This is a genomic window from Variovorax sp. 679, assembly GCF_003952185.1.
In the GTDB taxonomy this organism is placed as follows: Bacteria; Pseudomonadota; Gammaproteobacteria; order Burkholderiales; family Burkholderiaceae_C; genus Variovorax.
The window spans coordinates 324,494-344,415 of the sequence record NZ_RXFS01000008.1 but is presented as its reverse complement, the minus strand read 5'-3'; the positions used below and the strand labels follow the sequence as shown (position 1 = coordinate 344,415).

General features: G+C 67.7%; 18 protein-coding genes. 14 read left to right on the top strand and 4 right to left on the bottom strand.

The window, feature by feature from the left end; translation table 11 throughout:
• Positions 1-132 precede the first annotated feature (132 nt).
• The 14 genes from EJO71_RS22550 to EJO71_RS22485 all read left to right on the top strand — a co-directional run bounded on the left by EJO71_RS22550 (position 133) and on the right by EJO71_RS22485 (position 15,421).
• Positions 133-3,618 (top strand): response regulator, encoded by a 3,486-nt coding sequence (locus EJO71_RS22550; protein ID WP_125950888.1) that lies wholly within the window; start codon positions 133-135, stop codon positions 3,616-3,618.
• Entirely contained in the window at positions 3,615-4,487 is an 873-nt protein-coding gene (locus EJO71_RS22545; protein ID WP_276311676.1) for a protein-glutamate O-methyltransferase CheR, read from the top strand. Before EJO71_RS22550 ends, EJO71_RS22545 begins: the two co-directional genes overlap by 4 nt.
• The gene (locus tag EJO71_RS22540; RefSeq protein ID WP_125950887.1) at positions 4,484-5,089 is read left to right on the top strand and encodes a chemotaxis protein CheB; all 606 of its coding nucleotides are present in this window, start codon (positions 4,484-4,486) and stop codon (positions 5,087-5,089) included. The genes EJO71_RS22545 and EJO71_RS22540 overlap by 4 nt, the downstream gene beginning before the upstream one ends.
• The gene (locus EJO71_RS22535) at positions 5,079-6,302 is read left to right on the top strand and encodes a hybrid sensor histidine kinase/response regulator (RefSeq protein ID WP_125950886.1); all 1,224 of its coding nucleotides are present in this window, start codon (positions 5,079-5,081) and stop codon (positions 6,300-6,302) included. Before EJO71_RS22540 ends, EJO71_RS22535 begins: the two co-directional genes overlap by 11 nt.
• Positions 6,303-6,351: 49 nt before the next feature.
• Complete coding sequence (locus EJO71_RS22530; protein WP_125950885.1) at positions 6,352-6,708, top strand: response regulator; 357 nt, start codon at positions 6,352-6,354, stop codon at positions 6,706-6,708.
• A gap of 88 nt (positions 6,709-6,796) precedes the next feature.
• A complete protein-coding gene (locus EJO71_RS22525; protein WP_125950884.1) occupies positions 6,797-7,531 on the top strand; it encodes a FadR/GntR family transcriptional regulator in 735 nt (244 codons plus the stop codon).
• Positions 7,532-7,593: 62 nt separating this feature from the next.
• The gene (locus EJO71_RS22520) at positions 7,594-8,439 is read left to right on the top strand and encodes a transporter substrate-binding domain-containing protein (protein WP_125950883.1); all 846 of its coding nucleotides are present in this window, start codon (positions 7,594-7,596) and stop codon (positions 8,437-8,439) included.
• Positions 8,440-8,489: 50 nt separating this feature from the next.
• Positions 8,490-9,326, top strand: coding sequence for a transporter substrate-binding domain-containing protein (locus tag EJO71_RS22515; protein WP_125950882.1), 837 nt, complete (start codon positions 8,490-8,492; stop codon positions 9,324-9,326).
• A 115-nt stretch (positions 9,327-9,441) separates the two neighbouring features.
• On the top strand, positions 9,442-10,479 hold the full coding sequence (locus EJO71_RS22510; protein ID WP_125950881.1) for an L-idonate 5-dehydrogenase: 1,038 nt from the start codon (positions 9,442-9,444) through the stop codon (positions 10,477-10,479).
• A gap of 43 nt (positions 10,480-10,522) precedes the next feature.
• Positions 10,523-11,188, top strand: coding sequence for an amino acid ABC transporter permease (locus EJO71_RS22505; RefSeq protein WP_093303117.1), 666 nt, complete (start codon positions 10,523-10,525; stop codon positions 11,186-11,188).
• Positions 11,189-11,201: 13 nt separating this feature from the next.
• Positions 11,202-11,861, top strand: coding sequence for an amino acid ABC transporter permease (locus EJO71_RS22500; RefSeq protein ID WP_125950880.1), 660 nt, complete (start codon positions 11,202-11,204; stop codon positions 11,859-11,861).
• The gene (locus EJO71_RS22495; protein ID WP_125950879.1) at positions 11,858-12,652 is read left to right on the top strand and encodes an amino acid ABC transporter ATP-binding protein; all 795 of its coding nucleotides are present in this window, start codon (positions 11,858-11,860) and stop codon (positions 12,650-12,652) included. Before EJO71_RS22500 ends, EJO71_RS22495 begins: the two co-directional genes overlap by 4 nt.
• Before the next feature lie 46 nt (positions 12,653-12,698).
• Positions 12,699-13,910, top strand: coding sequence for a D-mannonate dehydratase ManD (gene manD / locus EJO71_RS22490; protein ID WP_125950878.1), 1,212 nt, complete (start codon positions 12,699-12,701; stop codon positions 13,908-13,910).
• 17 nt (positions 13,911-13,927) lie between these two features.
• Positions 13,928-15,421: a mannitol dehydrogenase family protein gene (locus EJO71_RS22485; RefSeq protein ID WP_125950877.1), complete on the top strand. Its 1,494-nt coding sequence runs from the start codon at positions 13,928-13,930 to the stop codon at positions 15,419-15,421.
• A 9-nt stretch (positions 15,422-15,430) separates the two neighbouring features.
• Here EJO71_RS22485 and EJO71_RS34790 read toward each other — a convergent pair whose 3' ends face one another.
• The 4 genes from EJO71_RS34790 to EJO71_RS22465 all read right to left on the bottom strand — a co-directional run bounded on the left by EJO71_RS34790 (position 15,431) and on the right by EJO71_RS22465 (position 19,885).
• Entirely contained in the window at positions 15,431-15,841 is a 411-nt protein-coding gene (locus tag EJO71_RS34790; protein WP_240651480.1) for a CAP domain-containing protein, read from the bottom strand.
• Positions 15,842-16,107: 266 nt separating this feature from the next.
• On the bottom strand, positions 16,108-16,539 hold the full coding sequence (locus EJO71_RS22475) for a hypothetical protein (protein WP_240651479.1): 432 nt from the start codon (positions 16,537-16,539) through the stop codon (positions 16,108-16,110).
• A 5-nt stretch (positions 16,540-16,544) separates the two neighbouring features.
• The gene (locus EJO71_RS22470; RefSeq protein ID WP_125950876.1) at positions 16,545-18,023 is read right to left on the bottom strand and encodes a DUF1501 domain-containing protein; all 1,479 of its coding nucleotides are present in this window, start codon (positions 18,021-18,023) and stop codon (positions 16,545-16,547) included.
• 29 nt (positions 18,024-18,052) lie between these two features.
• Positions 18,053-19,885, bottom strand: a complete 1,833-nt coding sequence (locus tag EJO71_RS22465) for a DUF1800 domain-containing protein (RefSeq protein ID WP_125950875.1) — start codon at positions 19,883-19,885, stop codon at positions 18,053-18,055.
• Between the last annotated feature and the right edge of the window lie 37 nt (positions 19,886-19,922).

Here is a 19,922-nt window from a genome sequence, read left to right as displayed (position 1 = left end):
CAGTATAGCGACGTGAGCCACATCGGCGCACCCGCCTTGGCGCCCTGTCGGGGTCTTCTCCGACAGGGTCACGGGCATTTATCGGCCAGACTTCGCAGGTTTTGCTTACGGTTTTGCTTGGAAACGGCATCAATGAAGACTTCAACCGCCATCGACCCCGACGACTTCGAGCGCCTGCTGAGCCGCAACCTCAAGCTCCCTCTCTTCGGCGGTCTTTTCGGCGCCGTGGTGTTCGTCGGGCTGATCCTGTTCCTGCTCAACACCATCGGCTGGGTCGAGCACACCGATCGCGTCACCCGTGCCGCCAGCGAGCTGCAGCGACAGAGCATCGACATGGAAACCGGCATGCGCGGCTTCCTGATCACGAGTGACGAAAGCTTCCTGGAGCCCTACCAGAATGCACTGACCCGCATCAAGAGCGACACCGCCGCACTGCGCGAACTGGTGTCCGACAACCGTCAGCAGGTGGAGCGCATCGACCGCATCGCAGCCATCCAGGCCAGCTGGAACGACTTCGCCAAGGAGGTGATCGACACGCACCGCACCGGCCAGGACGGCCAGACCGAGGTTCGCGTGGGCCGGGGCAAGCGGCTGATGGACAGCATGCGCGCCGAATTCACCGCGTTCATGGAAACCGAGCAGGCCCTGCGCTTCCAGCGCAACAACGACGCCAACAGCACCGCCTGGTGGGTCGTCGGGCTGTTCCTGCTGTTCACGCTGAGCTTCACCGGGCTGGTGGCCTACTTCGGCCGGCGCCAGCTGGTGCGTCTGTCGGAAAGCTACGACGTGGTGCTCAAGGAGCAATCCGACCACGCCGACCGCCTTGCCCATGAAGCCTGGCTGCGCGGCGCGCAGACCGAGCTGGTTGGCGAACTCGTCGGCGAACTGAGCGCGCCGGACATGGGCCGCAAGATCCTCGCCTTCTTCTCGCGGCACCTGGGCACGTCGGTCGGCGCCATCTATGTGCGCGAGCGCCACGGCCCGCTGCGCCGGGCGGCCAGCTACGGCTTCTCGAGCGCGGCCGAAGCCACGCCGCAGGTCTTCTCTCCCACCGAGAGCCTGATCGGCCAGTCGGCAGCCGAGCGCCGGCGCATGCTGATCGACCCGGTCGATGCCGACTACCTGAAGGTCAATTCGGGCCTGGGCGATATGGCGCCGAAATCCGTGCTGCTGCTGCCCGTTGCGAGCAGCGGCATGGTCAACGGCGTGGTCGAACTCGGCCTGCCCGGCGCGCTGGACGAGCGCGGAAGCCAGCTGGTCGACCTGGTGGCCGACGACATCGGCACCTCGCTGGCGGCAGCGCGCTACCGCGAGCAGTTGCAGGATGTGCTGACCGAGACCCAGCAGCTCAACGAGGAGCTGCAAGTGCAGCAGGAAGAGCTGCGCACCGCCAACGAGGAACTGGAGGAGCAGTCGCGCGCCCTGCGCGCCTCGCAGGCCATGCTGGAGAACCAGCAGGCCGAGCTGGAGCAGACCAACAGCCAGCTCTCCGAGCGCACCGAGGCGCTCGACCAGCGCAACACCGCGCTGCGCCGCGTGCAGCGCGACCTCGAGGACCGCGCCGACGAACTGCAGCGCGCCAGCCGCTACAAGTCGGAATTCCTCGCCAACATGTCGCACGAGCTGCGCACGCCGCTCAACAGCGCACTCATCCTCGCCAAGCTGCTGGGCGACAACCCGCAGGGCAACCTGACGCCGGAGCAGGTGAAGTTCGCGGAGTCGATCTATTCCTCGGGCAACGACCTGCTGGTGCTCATCAACGACATCCTCGACATCGCGAAGGTCGAGGCCGGCAAGCTCGAAGTGGTGCCCGAGGACGTGACGCTCGCCAAGCTCGCCCAAGGGCTGGAAAGCACCTTCGGCCCGCTGGCCACGCAGAAGAACCTGGGCTTCCGGCTCGAGGTGCGGGCCGACGCTCCGGCCACGCTGCTCACCGACCGGCAGCGGGTGGAGCAGATCCTGAAGAACCTGCTGTCGAACGCGATCAAGTTCACCGACAACGGCGAAGTGGCGCTGGTCGTATCGCCGGCCGCCGACGGAGGCGCCACCTTCGCGGTGTCCGATTCGGGCATCGGCATCGACCCGCAGCAGCACGAATTCATCTTCGAGGCCTTCCGCCAGGCCGACGGCACCACCAGCCGCCGCTACGGAGGCACCGGGCTGGGCCTGTCGATCTCGCGCGATCTCACCCAGTTGCTGGGCGGCACGCTCATCGTGGAAAGCACGCCGGGCCAGGGCAGCACCTTCACGCTGCAGTTGCCGGCCGTGGCGCCGCAGGCCTCGCCGGCGCATCAGCAACAGCAGCCACCGGTCTACGTGCCGAGGCCCGCGCATGCGCCGATGCATGCGCAGGCTCCGCTGGCCCCCAAGCCCCCGACTCCGGTGCCCGCGCCGCTGTTCGCCGATGACCGCGCCCTGCCCCGCGACCAGGTGCGCCGCGTGCTGGTGATCGAGGACGAGCCGCAGTTCGCGCACATCCTCTACGACCTGGCGCACGAACTGGGCTACCGCTGCCTCGTGGCGCACGGCGCGGCCGACGGCTTCGACCTGGCCACGCAGTTCCTGCCCGACGCGATCCTGCTCGACATGCGCCTGCCCGACAGCACCGGCCTGGACGTGCTGCAGCGGCTGAAGGACTCGCCGCACACGCGGCACATTCCGATCCACATCGTGTCCGCCGCCGAGGGCGCGCAGGGCGCGGCACTGCAGATGGGCGCCATCGGCTATGCGTTGAAGCCGGCCACGCGCGACGAACTGATGAAGGTGTTCGGCCGCCTGGAGGAAAAGCTCACGCAGAAGGTCAAGGTCGTGCTGCTGGTGGAAGACGACGAGCTGCAGCGCGAGAGCGTCATCAGGCTGATCGGCGACGACGACATCGAGATCGTGGCCGTCGGCTCCGGCGAAGAGGCGCTGGAGCTGCTGCGTACCCGCGTCTTCGACTGCATGATCACCGACCTGAAGCTGCCCGACATGCAGGGCAGCGAGTTGCTGAAGGCCATGGCGGCCGAGGAGATCGTGTCGTTCCCGCCGGTCATCGTCTACACCGGACGCAACCTCACGCGCGACGAAGAAACCGAGCTGCAGCGCTACTCGCGCTCGATCATCATCAAGGGTGCCCGCTCGCCGGAGCGCCTGCTCGACGAAGTGACGCTGTTCCTGCACAAGGTGGAGGCCGAGCTTTCGAGCGAGCGCCAGGGCATGCTGAAGACAGCGCGCGGGCGCGACCGCATCTTCGAGGGCCGCACCATCCTGCTGGTGGACGACGACGTGCGCAACATCTTCGCGCTCACCAGCGCGCTGGAGCAGCGCGGCGCCATCGTCGAGATCGGCCGCAACGGACGCGAGGCGCTGGAGAAGCTCGACCAGGTGAGCGAGATCGACCTCGTGCTGATGGACATCATGATGCCGGAGATGGACGGCCTCGAAGCCACGCGCCGCCTGCGCGGCGACCCGCGCTTCGAGAAGATGCCGGTGATCGCCATCACCGCCAAGGCCACCAAGGATGACCGCGAGCAGTGCCTGGCCGCCGGCGCCAACGACTACCTCGCCAAGCCGGTGGACCTGGAGCGCCTGTTCTCGCTGCTGCGCGTGTGGATGCCGAAGATGGAGCGCCTGTGAGCCGCCCCCCCTCCCGTCCCTCCCCGCTCACGCCTGCGCCACTGCATCCGCTGAGCGACACGGAGATCGAGCTGCGCCTGCTGATGGAGGCGATCTACCTCAAGTACAGCTACGACTTCCGCAACTACACAGTGGCCTCGCAGAAGCGCCGCGTGCTGCACGCGCTCGGCCAGCTCGGGCTGCCGAGCATCTCGGCGCTGCAGGAGCGCGTGCTGCGCGATCCGGCGCTGTTCGGCCTGCTGCTGCAGTACCTGACGATCCCGGTGAGCGAGATGTTCCGCGACCCGGCCTACTTCCTGGCCCTGCGGCAGCACGTGGTGCCGATCCTGCACACCTACCCGTCGGTCAAGGTGTGGGTGGCAGGCTGCAGCACGGGCGAGGAAGTTTTCTCGCTGGCCATCCTGCTGCGGGAGGAAGGCCTGCTCGCGCGCACGCAGATCTACGCCACCGACATCAACCCCGCCTCGCTGGAGAAGGCGCGCCAGGGCATCTTCCCGCTGGAGGCGATCCGCGGCTACACCACCAACTACCAGCGCGCGGGCGGGCGCAGCGCGTTCTCCGACTACTACACCGCCGCCTACGACGCCGCGCGCTTCGACCCCAGCCTGTGCGCCGACGTGATCTTTGCCGACCACAGCCTGGCGACCGACAGCGTGTTCGCCGAGACGCAGCTGGTGTCGTGCCGCAACGTGCTCATCTACTTCAACCGCGAGCTGCAGGACCGGGCACTGGGCCTGTTCCACGAGTCGCTGTCGCATCGCGGCTTTCTCGGACTGGGCTCGAAGGAAACCATCGACTTCTCCGGCTACTCGGACCGTTTCGACACGCACGCGCGCGCCGAACGCATCTACCGCAAGAAAGCCGCATGAAGCGCAACCTCCGCTCCCCCGTTCGCAAGCGCGTGGACGCCGTGGTGCTGGGCGCCTCTGCAGGCGGCATCGACGCGCTCTCCGCGCTGCTGCACGGCCTGCCTTCCGATTGGCACATTCCGATGGCGGTGGTGCTGCACCTGCCCGAGGAGCACGAGAGCCATCTCGCGGAAATCTTCGCGCAGCGCGTGCCCATTCCGGTCCACGAAGCCAACGACAAGATGCCGCTGGAAAACGGCAGCCTGTACTTCGCGCCTCCCGGCTATCACCTGTCGATCGAGCGTGAGCGCGCGTTTTCGCTGAGCTGCGAACCGCCGGTGCTGTTCTCGCGGCCGTCCATCGACGTGCTGATGGCCTCCGCCGCCGACGCCTACGGCCCTGCCCTCGCCGGCTTCCTGCTGACCGGCGCGAACGACGACGGTGCAGAAGGCCTGCACCGGATCCATCTGGCCGGCGGGCTCACCGCCGTGCAGGAACCGAAGGAAGCCCTGATTCCAACCATGCCACTCGCCGCCATCGCGCGCCACCTTCCCGACTACGTGCTGCCCCTGCGTGAACTGCGCAACCTGCTGCTCCAACTGGAGGCTGTCCATGAACATTGACATCGAAAGCAAGCTGCTGCTCGTCGACGACCTTCCCGAAAACCTGCTGGCGCTGGAAGCGCTGATCCGCGCGCCTGGGCGCATCGCATACCGCGCCGGCTCTGCGGATGCCGCGCTGGCGCTGCTGCTGGAACACGAATTCGCGCTTGCCATCGTCGACGTGCAGATGCCGGGCATGAACGGCTTCGAGCTGGCCGAGCTCATGCGCGGCACCGAGCGCACGCGGCACATCCCGATCATCTTCGTGAGCGCCGCCGGGCGCGAGCTCAACTACGCCTTCCAGGGCTACGAAAGCGGCGCGGTCGACTTCCTGCACAAGCCGCTCGACCCGCACGCGGTGGTCAGCAAGGTGAACGTGTTCGTCGACCTCTACCAGCACCGCAAGGCGCTGCGGCACGAGATGGATTCGCTCGCCGCCGCGCACAAGAAGCAGGAAGAGCTGGTGCAGCAGCTGCAGCAGACGCAGCACGAGCTGGAGCACGCGGTGCGCATGCGAGACGACTTCATGTCGATGGTGTCGCACGAGCTGCGCACGCCGCTCAACACGCTCTACCTCGAGGCGCAGCTGCGGCAGCTGCACCTGTCGAAAGGCAAGCTCGACAGCTTCGCGCCCGAACGGCTGCCCGCGATGATCGAGCGCGACCAGCGGCAGATCCGCAACATGGTGCGGCTGATCGACGACATGCTCGACGTCACCCGCATGCGGCGCGATGCACTGTCGATCAAGCCCCAGCCGGTGGACCTTGCCGCATTGGCGCAAGCGGTGGTGGAGAACCTGCGGCATCAGGCCGAGGCCGCGGGCTCGGTCATCACGCTGGCGGCACCGGCCGAGTTGCGCGGCGCGTGGGACGAGTTCCGCATCGAACAGGTGCTGACCAACCTGCTGACCAATGCGCTGCGCTACGGTGGCGGCAAGCCGGTCGAGATGGTCGTGCAGCAGATGGGAAACACCGCGCAGGTGGCCGTGCGCGACCAGGGCATCGGCATCGCGCCGGAAGACCAGGGCCGCATCTTCGAGCAGTTCGAGCGCACGGACGTGAGCCGCAAGCATGCGGCGGGCCTGGGCCTCGGGCTCTACATCACGCGCAAGATCGTCGACCTTCACGGCGGGCAGATCGGCGTGGAGAGCGCGCCGGGCGAAGGCGCGCGCTTCGTTGTCGACCTGCCGCTGCGCGCGCCCGATGCCGGCCACGGCGAGCGGCAGGAAAACTAGCCCGGCCATACTGTCTGTTCCAACTGCCTGACCTGAAAGAAGATTTCCCGTGAACGTGCTGATCGTCGACGACAACAAGGCCTCCGCCGACCTGCTGCAGGAAGTGCTGGCCCTGCACGACCACACCGCGCTCTGTACCTACACAGCGCAGCAGGCGCTGGACGCGGCCGTCGCCGGGAGCTTCGATGCGGCACTGATCGACCTCACCCTGCCCGACCTTCCCGGCACCGAGGTGGCGCGCCGGCTGCGCGCAAGCACCGCCGCAGGCACGCCGAAGCTGCTGGTCGCCGTCTCCGGGTTCTCGGCGCAGGACGTGGGCGGCCAGTCGGCCGAAGGGCTGTTCGACCACCACCTGCAGAAGCCGGTCGACATCGGGGAACTGGAGCGCATCCTCGTGCAGCGCTGAGCCTGGCGTCCGCGCCGCATCTGGTGCGCAGCCTAGTGGTAAACCACTATCGGTAAATTGGTGAACCACTTTTAGACTGGCTCACCACATGGCAACCATCCACGAACTCCCACGCCTGCCTGCGAGCGAGCCGGATTCCGACCGCTCGTACCAGAAGCTCGCTGCCGGCATCGCCGCCCTCATCACCGAGGGCGAATTCAAGGTGGGCGACCGCCTGCCGTCCGAACGCGCGCTGGCCGACCGCTTCAACGTGAGCCGCACGCTGGTGCGCGAGGCGATCATCGTCCTGGAGATCCAGGGCAATGTCGAAGTGCGCGGCGGCTCGGGCATCTACGTCTGCGCACCACCGCCGGCCGGCGTGGTGACCCCGGCCTCCGCCTACACGCTGTCGCCCGGCCCGGGGCCCTTCGAGCTGCTGCGCGCGCGCTGCCTGATCGAGGGAGAGATCGCGGCGGTGGCCGCCGAGAGCCGCAAGGACAGCGACCTCGACCGCATCTATGCCGCGCTCGCCGAGATGCGCGAGAAGATGCACGACAAGGAAGCCAACGAGGCGGCCGACCGCCTGTTTCACCTGCGCATTGCCGAGTCGACCGGCAACAGCGTGCTGCTGCAGATGGTGACCGCGGTGTGGGACCACACCAAGGCGCCGATCTGGTCGCAGCTGGAAGCCCACTTCCACACCCCGGCGTTGCGCCGCGCCTCGCAGGACGATCACCAGCGCGTGTTCACCGCCCTGCTGGAGCGCGATGCCGACGCGGCCCGCAAGGCCATGCGCGCGCACATCGAGCGCGTGATCAGCGAGTTCGCGCAAGCCTGGCGCTGAGAGCAGGCCCCCGGTGACCGGCCCCGGGGCCGGAGCCACCCCGAAAACCACGGAGACAAACCATGAGATCGACCGTCAATCGGCGATGCCGCATCGCCGCGCATTGCTTCGCCCTGACTTTGCTGGCCGCCGCCGCGGGCGGCGCTTCCGCCCAGCCCGCGCCCGGCGCCAGCCCGCGCATCGACGCGATCCGCAAGGCCGGCGAGTTGCGCGTGGGCGTGCTGCAGAACGCCCCCTGGCTCATCGAGAACACCACCGGCCAGGGCGAGCCGTGGAGCGGCCCGGCCTGGCTGCTGGCCAACGAATACGCGAAGCAACTGGGCGTGAAGCTGCGCACCGTTCCGGTCTCGCACGAGACCAAGGTTCCGGTGCTGGCGGCCAACCAGGTCGACATGACCATCAGCCCGCTGGGCGAGACGCCGGAGCGGCTGAAGGTGGTGGACTTCGTCATCTACTCCTCCACCAGCGTGTGCATGTTCGGCCGCGCCGACAACGCGAAGCTGGGCAAGGCCGCCTCGGTGGACGAGCTGAACCGGCCCGACGTGACCATCGCCTATTTCACCGGCGGCGCCGAGGAGGCGTGGGTGAAGCAGCGCTTTCCGCAGGCGAAGCTGCGCGCGGTCGCAAGCTCGGGCGCGACGGCCCCGGTCGAGGAAATCATGGCCCGCCGCGCCGATGCCGCTCCAATCAACCGCGTGCCGTGGGTCACGCTGCAGCACAAGGTCAAGGGCCTGGCCGTGCTGCCGAAGGACAACAACTGCCAGTCGAGCACCGAGAAGGCCTCGCCCGTGGGGCTGGCGGTGGACAAGAACCAGCCCGCCTACCTGAACTGGCTGCGCGAGGTCGCGAAGGCGCAGAAGACGCGGCTCGACGCCGACGAGGCACGCATCGTCGGCGGGCTCCAGTGAGCGGCCCCGCAGACCCGCACGAACACCAGCAACACCAAAGGAAGACAGTCATGAAGATCGCTACTTTCCTGGCCCGCACCGCCATCGCCGCGACGCTCCTGGCCCTGGGCCCGGCAGCGTTGGCCCAGACCCCGCCCGCGCCCGGCGCCAGCCCGCGCGTCGATGCCATCCGCAAGGCCGGCGTGCTGCGCGTGGGCGTGGTCAACAACCCGCCGTGGCTGGTGCAGAACACCAGCGGCGACGGAGAAGACTGGGCCGGCCCCTCGTGGCTGCTGGGCAAGGAGTTCGCGAAGCTGCTCGGCGTGAAGATGGTGCCGGTAGCGGTGAGCCACGAGACCAAGGTGCCGGCGCTGGTGGCCAACCAGATGGACATCATGATCGGCCCGCTGAACCAGACGGCCGAGCGCGCCAGGATCATCGACTTCGTGACCTTCTCCAGCACCGGCGTGTGCATGTTCGGCCGCGCCGACAACCCCAAGTTCACGAGCGCGAAGACGCTGGAGGACTTCAACAAGCCCGAGATCACCGTCGCGTATTTCTCCGGCGCCGGCGAGGAGCCGCTGGTGCGCCAGCAGTTCCCCAAGGCCAGGCTGCGCGGCGTGGCCAATTCGGGCTCGGTCGCGCCCATCGAGGAAGTGCTGGCCGGCCGCTCCGACGTGGCGCCGCTCAACCGCATGCTGTGGCCCAACATCAGCAAGAAGGTGAAGGGCCTTGCCGCGTTTCCGAAGGAGAACGACTGCCAGGACAGCAAGATCTTCGCGATCGATTCCGGCATGGGCGTGGCCAAGGACCAGCAGGTGTACCTCGACTGGCTGCGCTCGGTGGCGCAGCGCATGCAGCCGGCGGTGACCGCCGAGGAGCGCCGCATGACGCAGAACCTCAAGTAAGCCGGGCGCGCCCTCTCGGGGCGCCCCATCTTTCCCCGACAGAGCCTTCCGGGCCGCCGCCATCGGCGCTGCCCGCGGGCCACCCTTTGCCCATCATTTCATCGAGGTTCCCAACATGTTGAATTGCCAGATCCACGGAGCCCGCGACCTTCGCGTGGAGGAAGCTCCCACCGAGGCGCTTTCACCCACCCAGGTGCGCGTCGGCATCAAGGCCGTGGGCATCTGCGGCTCCGACATCCATTACTACCAGCACGGCCGCGTCGGCGACTTCCTGATTCGCGCGCCGCTCACGCCGGGCCACGAGGCTTCGGGCCAGGTGCTGGAGGTGGGCTCGCAGGTCAGTTCCGTGCGCGTCGGCGACCGCGTGGCGGTCAACCCCTCGCGCACCTGCGGCCAATGCCGCTTCTGCCGCATGGGTGCCTCCAATCATTGCGAGAACGTGCATTTCTTCGGCAGCGCCAGCAAGTGGCCCCACATGCAGGGCGCGATGCGTGAGCAGGTGGTCGTCGAGGCGAGCCAGTGCGTGCCGGTGCCCGAGAGCCTGCCCTTCGAGCTGGCCGCCTTCGGCGAGCCGCTGGCTGTGGCGCTGCACGCCGTGAAGGAGGCGGGCTCGCTGCTGGGCAAGACGGTGATGGTGGTCGGCGCGGGCCCGATCGGCGCGTTGATCCTCATGGCTGCGAAGCTGGCGGGCGCGAGCCGGCTGATCGCGGTCGACATCGTCGACCAGACGCTCGCCGCCTGCACCCGCGTGGGCGCCACCCAGACCATCAACGTCGCGAAGGATCCGGCTGCGCTCGAAGCGCTCGCCGAAGGCAAGGGCCAGGTCGACGCGAGCTTCGAGGTCTCAGGCAACTACGCCGGGCTGGCCAACTGCATCCGCCTCACGCGCCCGCGCGGCACCATCGTGCAGGTGGGCACGCTGAACGGAAACAGCGAAGCCTGCCCCTTCAACCAGATCATGGTGAAGAGCCTGTCCTTCGTGGGCAGCTTCCGCTTCGTCGACGAATACGCATGGGCAGTGGACTACCTGAGCCGTGGCGCGATCGACGTGTCGCCGCTGCTCACCGACGCCGTGCCCGTGGCCCGCGTGCACGAAGCCTTCGCGCTGGCGGCCGACCGGCAGCGCGCGATGAAGGTGATGGTCACGTTCTGACGATGGCCGCGCCCTTCTCTTCCAACTGACGGAGCTTCCTCGCATGGACTTCGATTTCTCCCCCATCGTGGACAACTGGCGCTTCTTCGCCAGCGGCCTCGGCATGACGGTGCTGCTGAGCATCGTCAGCGCGGTCACCAGCCTGCTGGCCGGCCTGGCGATCGCGCTGCTGCGGCTGTACGGCCCGCGCTGGCTGCGGCCGCTGCTGGTGTTCTACATCGACTCGATGCGCGCCATACCGGTGCTGGTGGTGCTGATCTGGATCTACTTCGCGTTCCCGATCATCGCGAACGTGACCTTCCCGCCCTTCTGGGCGGCGCTGGTCGCGCTCACGCTGCACATCGCGGCCTACGCGGCGGAAGTGATCCGCGCCGGCATCGAGTCGATCCGCCCGGGCCAGACGCGCGCCGCGCTGGCGCTGGGCATGTCGCGCGCGCAGATCCTGCGCAAGGTGCTGCTGCCGCAGGCCATCGTGCGGATGCTGCCGGCCTTCGGCTCGATCCTCACGATCGCCATCAAGGACACGGCCATCGCCACCGTGATCGCGGTGCCCGAGCTGATGCACCGCGCCGAGACCGTGGCCGGGCAGAGCTACCGGCCGGTGGAGGTGTTCACGGCCGTGATGGTCGCGTACTTCTGCATCCTGTTCCCCGTGACGCGGGGCGTGGACCGGCTCTACCGCCGCTTCGCGCACCTCGGCCGCTCCTAGGAAAGAGCCAGACATGAATTTCGATTGGTCCGTGATCTGGACGCACCGCACCGCGCTGCTCGAAGGCGCCGCGCTCACTGTGGGCCTGACGGTCGTCACCATGCTGCTGGCGGTGCCGGGCGGCATCGTGCTCGCCCTGATGCGCCTGTCGTCCAACAAGCTGCTGCAGTCGGTCTCGCTCGCGTTCGTGGAGTTCTTCCGCAACCTGCCGCTGATCCTGGTCATCTATTGGGCCTTCTACGTGATGCCCATGGCCTTCGACGTGCAGTTCTCGCCGATCACCACGGCGCTGGTTGCGCTGGTGCTGAACATCGCGGCCTACAACGCCGAGACCTTCCGCGCCGGCATCAACTCGATCCGCAAGGGGCAGATGGAGGCCGCGCTCGCCATGGGCATGTCGCGGCGGCAGGCGATGTTCAAGGTGGTGATCCCGCAGGCGGCACGCCGCATCCTGCCGGTGATCGCGAGCACCTGGATCTCGCTGTTCAAGGACACCTCGCTGGTCTCGGTCATCGCCGTGGGCGAGCTGGCCTACACCTCGATGCAGATCCGCGCGCAGACCTTCCGCGTGCTGGAAATGCTCACCGCCATGGCCGCCATCTACTGGCTCATGGGCTATCCCCAGGCAAAGCTGGTGGACTGGATTCACCGCAAGTACGGAGTCAAGGAATGAACGCAACCGCCCCCATCGCATCACTTTCGCCTGCGCGCAAGAACGCCGACCAGCCGCCGGTGCTGGTGTACGAGAACGTGCGCAAGCTGTACGGAGACTTCGTGGCGCTGCGCGGCGTGTCGCTGCAGGTGCACAAGGGCGAGGTGATGTGCCTCATCGGCCCCTCGGGCTCGGGCAAGTCCACCCTGCTGCGCTGCACGAACGCGCTGGAGAGCATCGACGGCGGTCGCGTGCTGGTCGACGGCGTGCCGCTGCCCGTTCAGGAATCGCAGGTGCGCAAGGTTCGCCAGCGCATGGGCATGGTGTTCCAGAGCTTCGAGCTGTTTCCGCACAAGACGGCGCTGGACAACGTGGCCATGGGCCCGGTCACCGTGCTGGGCATGTCCGAGGACAAGGCCCGTGCCCGCGCGATGGTGCTGCTGGAGAAGGTGGGCCTTGCGAACAAGGCCGGCAACTTTCCGGCCAACCTCTCGGGCGGCCAGCAGCAGCGCGTGGCGATAGCCCGCGCGCTGGCGATGGAGCCCGAGGTGATGCTGTTCGACGAACCCACCTCCGCGCTCGACCCCGAGACCGTCGGCGAGGTGCTCAGCGTGATGCAGAAGCTCGCGCAGGAGGGCATGACCATGATCGTCGTGACCCACGAGATGGGCTTCGCGAAGCGCGTGGCCGACTGGGTGGTGGTGTTCGAGGCCGGCGCCATCATCGAACAGGGCCCGCCGCAGCAGATCTTCGAAAACCCGACCGTGGAGCGCACGCGCGACTTCCTCGGCCATCTCGGCTGGAATGGCTGAGCACTCTTCTTCCCCCCAAACAAGACACACGCACAACAGGCACGCAATGAAAATCACCAACGCACGCGTCATCGTCTGCAGCCCCGGGCGCAACTTCGTCACCCTGAAGATCGAGACCGACGAGGGCCTCACCGGCATCGGCGACGCCACGCTGAACGGACGCGAACTCTCCGTGGCCGCCTACCTCACGGAACACGTCATCCCCTGCCTGATCGGCCGCGACGCGCACCAGATCGAGGACATCTGGCAGTACCTCTACAAGGGCGCCTACTGGCGCCGCGGCCCGGTGACCATGACCGCCATCGCCGCGGTCGACACCGCGCTGTGGGACATCAAGGCCAAGGCCGCCAACCTGCCGCTGTACCAGCTGCTCGGCGGCAAGAGCCGCACCGGCGTGATGGTGTACGGCCACGCCAACGGCCGCGACATCGAGCAGACCGTGGACGAGGTGCTGCGCTACAAGGAAGAAGGCTATCTGGCGATCCGCGCGCAGAGCGGCGTGCCGGGCCTGGAGAAGGTCTACGGCGTGGGGCGCGGCACCATGTTCTACGAGCCGGCCGACTCCGACCTGCCCAGCGAGCACGACTGGTCGACCGCCAAGTACCTGGAGCACACGCCGAAGCTCTTCGACGCGGTGCGCAGCGCGGTCGGGCCCGACATCCACCTGCTGCACGACGTGCACCATCGCCTGACGCCCATCGAGGCCGGGCGGCTGGGCAAGGCGCTGGAGCCTTTCAACCTGTTCTGGATGGAAGACGCCACCCCGGCCGAGAACCAGGAATCCTTCAGGCTGATCCGCCAGCACACGACCACGCCGCTGGCCGTGGGCGAGATCTTCAACAGCATCTGGGATTGCAAGGACCTGATCGAGAACCAGCTGATCGACTACATCCGCACCACCGTGGTCCACGCAGGCGGCATCACGCAGCTGCGCCGCATTGCCGACCTGGCCTCGCTCTACCAGGTGCGCACCGGCTGCCACGGTGCGACCGACCTGTCGCCGGCCTGCATGGGTGCGGCGCTGCACTTCGACATGTGGGTGCCCAACTTCGGCATCCAGGAGTACATGCGACACACGGACGAGACCGACGCGGTGTTCCCGCACGCCTACAGCTTTGCCGACGGCATGCTGCATCCGGGCGAGGCGCCGGGCCATGGCGTGGACATCGACGAGAAGCTCGCGGCCAAATACCCGTACAAGCGCGCCTACCTGCCTGTGAACCGGCAGCAGCACGACGGCACGCTCTGGAACTGGTGAGCGGAGACACGAAAGCCATGAAGCGCCTGCATCCCGACGCCCTGCCCCATCTGCCCGCGGACATCGCGCAGCCGCGCTACGCGCGCGGCGAGCTGCGTGCCGGCATCGTCCATCTCGGCGTGGGTGCCTTTCATCGTGCGCATCTCGCTGTCGTCAACGAGGCGGCGTTGCACGCGAGCGGCGACCTGCACTGGGGCACGATCGGTGTCTCGTTGCGCGCGGCCGATACACGCGACGCGCTGCAGCCGCAGGGCGGGCTCTACACGCTGGCCCTGCGCGACGCGGCCGATGACGGAAGTCCGCGCGAGACGCTGCAGGTGGTGGGCAATCTGCTCGGTGTGCTCGTCGCACCCGAAGACCCGCAGGCCGTGCTCGAACGCATCGCGCATCCGGACACGCGCATCGTCGGCCTCACGATCACCGAGAAGGGCTATCACCACGACCCGGCCACCGGCGCACTGCGGCTCGATGACGCGGGCATCGCGCACGACCTGGCGCACCCTCAAGCGCCGCGCACCATGCCCGGCTTCGTGGCGCATGCATTGAACCTGCGCCGCCAGCGCGGGCTGCCGCCGGTCACGCTGCTGTCGTGCGACAACCTGCCCGCGAACGGCGACACGCTGCGCGGCATCGTGCTGGCCTTCGCCCGGCAGGTCGACGGCGCACTGCACGACTGGATCGCCGAACGCTGCACCTTCCCGAATTCGATGGTCGACCGCATCGTGCCGCGCACCACCGACGCCGACCGCGAGCGCATCTCGGCCCGGCTGGGCATGGAAGACGCCTGGCCTGTGGTCGGCGAGCCTTTTCTCGAATGGGTGGTGGAAGACCGCTTCGCCAACAGCCGGCCCGACTGGACCGCAGGCGGCGCGCGCTTCGTGGAGCATGCAGATCCCTTCGAGCGGCTGAAGCTGCGCATGGTCAACGGCAGCCATTCGGCGCTGGCCTACCTTGGCGCGATGGCCGGGCTGCGCACCGTGGACCGCGCGATGGCCGTTCCCGAACTGCGCAACTACATCGACGCGCTGATGCGCGAGGAAATCGCACCCACGCTGCCGTCGATGCAGGGGCTGGATCTCGACGTCTACCGCACCCGGCTGTTGCAGCGCTTCTCGAACCCCGCGCTGCAGCACCAGACGAAGCAGATCGCGATGGACGGCTCGCAGAAGCTGCCGCAGCGACTGCTGGGCACGGTGCGCGACCGGCTCGCGGCGGGCAAGCCTATCGACCGCCTCGCGCTGGCCGTGGCTGCATGGATTCACTACCTGCACGGCGCGGACGAAACCGGCGCCTCGCACGACATCCAGGACCCGCTGGCCGTCGCGCTGACCGAACGCCTTGCGCAAGCCGGCACGGCGGAGTCCCCGGTGCACGAGCGGGTTGCCTTCTTCACTGGCTTTGCCCCGGTGTTCGGCGAGCTCGGTGGCGTGCCCGCCTTCGTCTACGCGGTGGCCCAGAATCTTGCGATGCTGGAAGAGCGCGGCGTTGTCGCGACGCTCAGGGCGGTGTGAGTCTGTAGGTCAGGGCGTGGCGAGCACCATCGTCCAGTAGAACGGGTACGCATTGGACGAGGTGCCGCGCACGCAAGCCAGCGCCACGTTCTTGTAGCTCGCGCCCATCAGGTTGCGGCAATGGCCTTCGCTCAGCTGCCAGGAGTTCATGGCGGAAGCCACGCTGGTCTGGCCTGCCGCGATGTTCTCGGCGACACCCGACCACGCGTAGCCCGCGTCGGTGACGCGCACGCCCACGGTGCTGCCGTCCGAGCCGGTGTGGTCGAAGAAATTCTTCGCGACCATGTCGCGCGACTGGCGCGCGGCCGCCGCGTCGAGCTTCGTGTTCCACGAGAGAGCTGCGGCGGCCGGGAACTGGGTCGTTCCGCAGGTGCGGGCTTCGCTGCGGAACTGATTGACGCGGGTGATCGTGTCCTGCACGAAGTCCGGCAGGCCACAGCTTTCGAGGGCGGTGGGACTTGATGCGGGAGCCGGCGCCGGAGAGGCCGCAGGGGCAGATGCCGGTGCCGGCGCGGGGGCTGGTGCAGGCGCGGATGGCAAGCCCAGGCCGAGCGGCACTCCACCACCGCCGCCCCCTCCTCCTCCACCGCCGCCGCACGATGCAAGCAGCAGTGTGGCAAGAACGCTCGTGGCGGTAGCTGTGTGTTTCAGATTCATTCGTTTCTTGTCGGGGTCGAAGAAAGCGCTCATCGCGCAGCGCGGGAGCGGCTGCGTCGCTCCAGTTTCGCGGCCAGTTCGGCCGTGGACAGCCCGCGCGGCGCCGAGCGTATCGCCTCGTAGCGATACACGCGGAACCCGTTCTTCTGGATGAAGCTCAGCGGCTCCCAGCCGCGTGCAAGCGCGCAGTCGGTGATCTGCGCCATCTGCACGCCCAGGTAGTCCTGCAGGCTGTCGGCCACCGCAAGCTCGAACTTCTTGAGCTCGCGGTCCAGCGACTCCACCGCCGCTATGGCCGCCTCGACGGTGGTGAAGGGGCGCACGTGCGTCACCGACTTGCTGCGCGCGAGCGCCGGGGCATCCAGGGGCTCGTCCGGGCCGAAGTCGATGCTGGCACCGCCCTCCATGCCGTTGAGGCCACCGATCGAGCTCATCGCGCTCATCGCGCTCATTTCAGTCATTGCGTTCATGCCATGAACCCCAGGTCGCGCGGGTAGCTGATGCCACTGGGCGCGGTGATGTTGTTGAAATTCTTCAGGTTGGGCAGGATGCTGTTCAAGTCGGCGTCGGGCACGCCGAACCACTTGGCCAAGGTGGCTGCGTACTGGTCGACCGATGTGGTCGGCAGCAGCCGGCCCTGGCCGACGTGCCACTGGTCGTCGTCGGCGGCCGTGTTGCCCACGCTCACCGGCGGCGGCGTGCCGTAGAAGGCCTTGCCCTTCACGGCGCCGGTGCCAGCACCGGCACCGCCGACCACGAAGTGATGGCTGCCCCATCCATGGTCGGAGCCGTTGCCGTTGCTCGAGAGCGTGCGGCCGAAGTCGGAGGCGGTGAAGGCCGTCACTTTGTCGGCGATGCCGAGGGCTTCCATCTGCCTCTGGAAGGCGAACATGGCCTCGGACAGCCGCTGCATCAGGGGGCCCTGCTTGGTGTCGAGGTCGTCGTGCAGGTCGTAGCCCCCCATGGAGACGAAGAACACCTGCCGCCTCACGCCCAGCGAGGTGCGCCCGCGGATCAGCCGCGCCACCATCTTGAGCTGGTCGGCCAGGTTATTGCTGGTCGGGAAGTTGCCGTTCAGGTCGTCGGGCAGGATCGCGGTGGTGATCTTGCCTTCGGCTTCCACCGCGCGCAGCGTGACCTTGTTGTATTCGTTCTCCAGCGTGTGCCCGCGCGCCTGCTGCGCCAGCTGCTGCATGGCAGCCTTGACCGCCGACGAACCGTAGACGTTGCCGGTAGCGCTGCTCACGCTGTTGATGCGCACCGCCCCGCGCGTGCCGACCTGGTACTGCAGCGCCTCGTCGCCCGAGAGAAACACCGCGTTGCCCGCCACAGAGATGCAGGTGAAGAGCGATGCATTGCGCTGCCCGCTGAGCATCAGATCGCCGAGGTTGCCGCCCCAGCCGATGGTGGAGCCCTCGGGCGAGGACGACTGCCAGATCGACTGTTGGTCGTTGTGCGAGAACAGCTTGGGCGGAATCGGGAAGTCCTTGCGGTTCGTGCCGTTGAACTGCGCGCGCGTGAGCGGCTTGATGAGCGGGCCAACGTTGAGCTGCACGGCCATCTTGCCTTCGTCGAACAGCGTCGTGAGCCTGGTCATGGCCGGGTTCAGCGCGTACTTGCGGCCATTGGCGAGCGAGACGGCGGGCTTGAGTTCGGTGGCGGCAAGGGCCGCGTCGGACGGCAGCGCGATGGCGCCGCGGATGGTGCTGTACTTCGTGTAGCTGTCGGCGTCGAAGTTGACGAGCGTGTTGGCGTAGTCGTTGCCGCCGAAGAGGAAGACGCAGACCAGCGCCTTGTAGTCGTCGCCCGGCGCGGCCTGCGCGGCGGCCTCGCCCATGGCGGCGAGGTTGAGTGCGAACGGCAGCGCGGTGCCGGCCATCGCGAGCTGGCCCGAGCGGCGCAGGAAGGCGCGGCGTGTGTGAGCGGCAGGGTTGATCAGGTACATGGTCGGTTCGCTCCGGCTTCTTTTCTTCTCTATTTCTGGACGAGGTACTCGGGCGAACCCATCACCAGCAGCACGCCGGCGCAGATGAGGTCGAGCCTGCGCGCATCGGTGGTCGGGTTCACCAGCGGTGCCTTGCTCAATGCGTCGGTGATCAGCGCCACGGTAGCTGCCGAAAGCTGGTTGCCCGTGAGCAGCAGGTTGAGTCGGCGCACCAGCGCGGCGGGGTCCGTCACCAGCGTCTTCTCCGCCGTGTAGCTCGCAATCACGTCCTTGCTGTTGAAGCCGTTCTGCAGGATGCCCTGCAGGAAGTTGAGGTACCCGCCCACGCTGGTCTCGTTCACCAGCTGGAATTCGGGCGCCACCATCTTGTTGCTGGCGATGACGGTCGAGGGGGGCACGTAGCCGGGCCTGAAGAAGTTGAACACCGAGGGCGAACGCAGCGGGCACTGGCCGAGGTACTGGCTGGGGTCGGATGTGTTGCCGATGCCCCATGTGTCCAGCGTCGAGCCGATGCCGAAGGTGCGGCCCCATTGCACGAGCCGCAGCATGGGCTCGCGCAGGTGGCCGAAGTTCGGGTCGGAAAGACCGGCGGGGCCACGCGCCTCGTCGTCGAGCAGCACCGCCGCGAACACGCTCTTCATGTCGCCGCGCACGCCAGCGCCGTTGTTGGCGAAGACGCCGGCCACGCGCTTCACGTAGGCGGGGCTGGGGTTGCTGGTGACCAGCCGCTGGATCAGCTGCCGGCCGATGAACGTGCCGACGTTCGGGTGGTTGAAGAGCGTGTCGAGCGCGATCTTCAGCGCCGCCGGGCCGGGCGTGCCGGCGGGCACGCTGGCGCCGAGGAAGCGCGCCTCCAGCATCGAGTGGTTGGAGGCCTTGTAGGCCATGGGGCGCGTGGTCCAGGCGTTGGTCTCGATCGTGTAGCTGGCTCCGGGTGGAGTGAAGGCATTGCGCTCCGCCGAACGGATGTCGAGGTCGTAGCCGGTGAAGACGCGCGCGAGATTGGTCACGTCGTTCTGCACGTAAGTCTCGATGGGATGACCATCGGCGCCGGTCTTCACCGTGCCGTCGTTCTCGAGCTGGTACAGGCCGATGGTCATGAGCTGCATGACCTCGCGCGCGTAGTTCTCGTCGGGCTGGCGGCCGGAGGCGTCTTCCTTCCGGTTGTCGCGGGTGTTGAGGTAGAAGCCCATCGCCGGGTTCAGCGTCACGTCTTCCAGCAGCTGGCGGAAGTTGCTCGTGACGCCGTTGGCGAGCATGTCCCAGTACTGGGCCATCATGGCCGTAGGCCAGCTCGAGCCGATCTCGGTGCCCGAGACCACGAAGATCTCGCTGAGCGCCAATGCCATGCGCTTGCGCAATGGGTCGGCCGCGGTCATGAGCTGGCGCCAGATCATGGCGTCGGTATCGACTTTCTCGTACCCCTTGCTGTTGACCCACTCCCAGGCCGAAGGCTGCCGCGCCGCGCCGAGTTGCTCGCTGAGCCATGGCATGTAGCCCTTGGCGCGCACGGCGGCGATCTCGGCGTCCGAGGCGGAGAACTGGGCCTGCAGCAGGAAGCGCGCGGCCTCCGCGTCGTTCTGTGCCTGGGGATAGTGATAGGGACCTGTGTCCGGCGTCGCCCCTGGATCCGGGTTGGCGCCGGGACCGCCGCCGACCGGAAAACCGAAGCCGCCGGCGCCGCCTCCGCTCCCGCCGCCTCCACCGCATGCGGCCAATGCCGCGGCGATGGAAAACACGGCCGCGGCCTTCAGGGGGCGCGAGCCGTCCGGGGCCGCCTTGTCTTCGATGGCCGCCGTCTCCGCGACGTACACCGCCTCGTCGGCCGGTCTTGCGCGCCCGGCCTCCAGTTGTTCCAGCATGATCCTCGCTCCTGTTGCGTATCGACGCCTGTTGGAG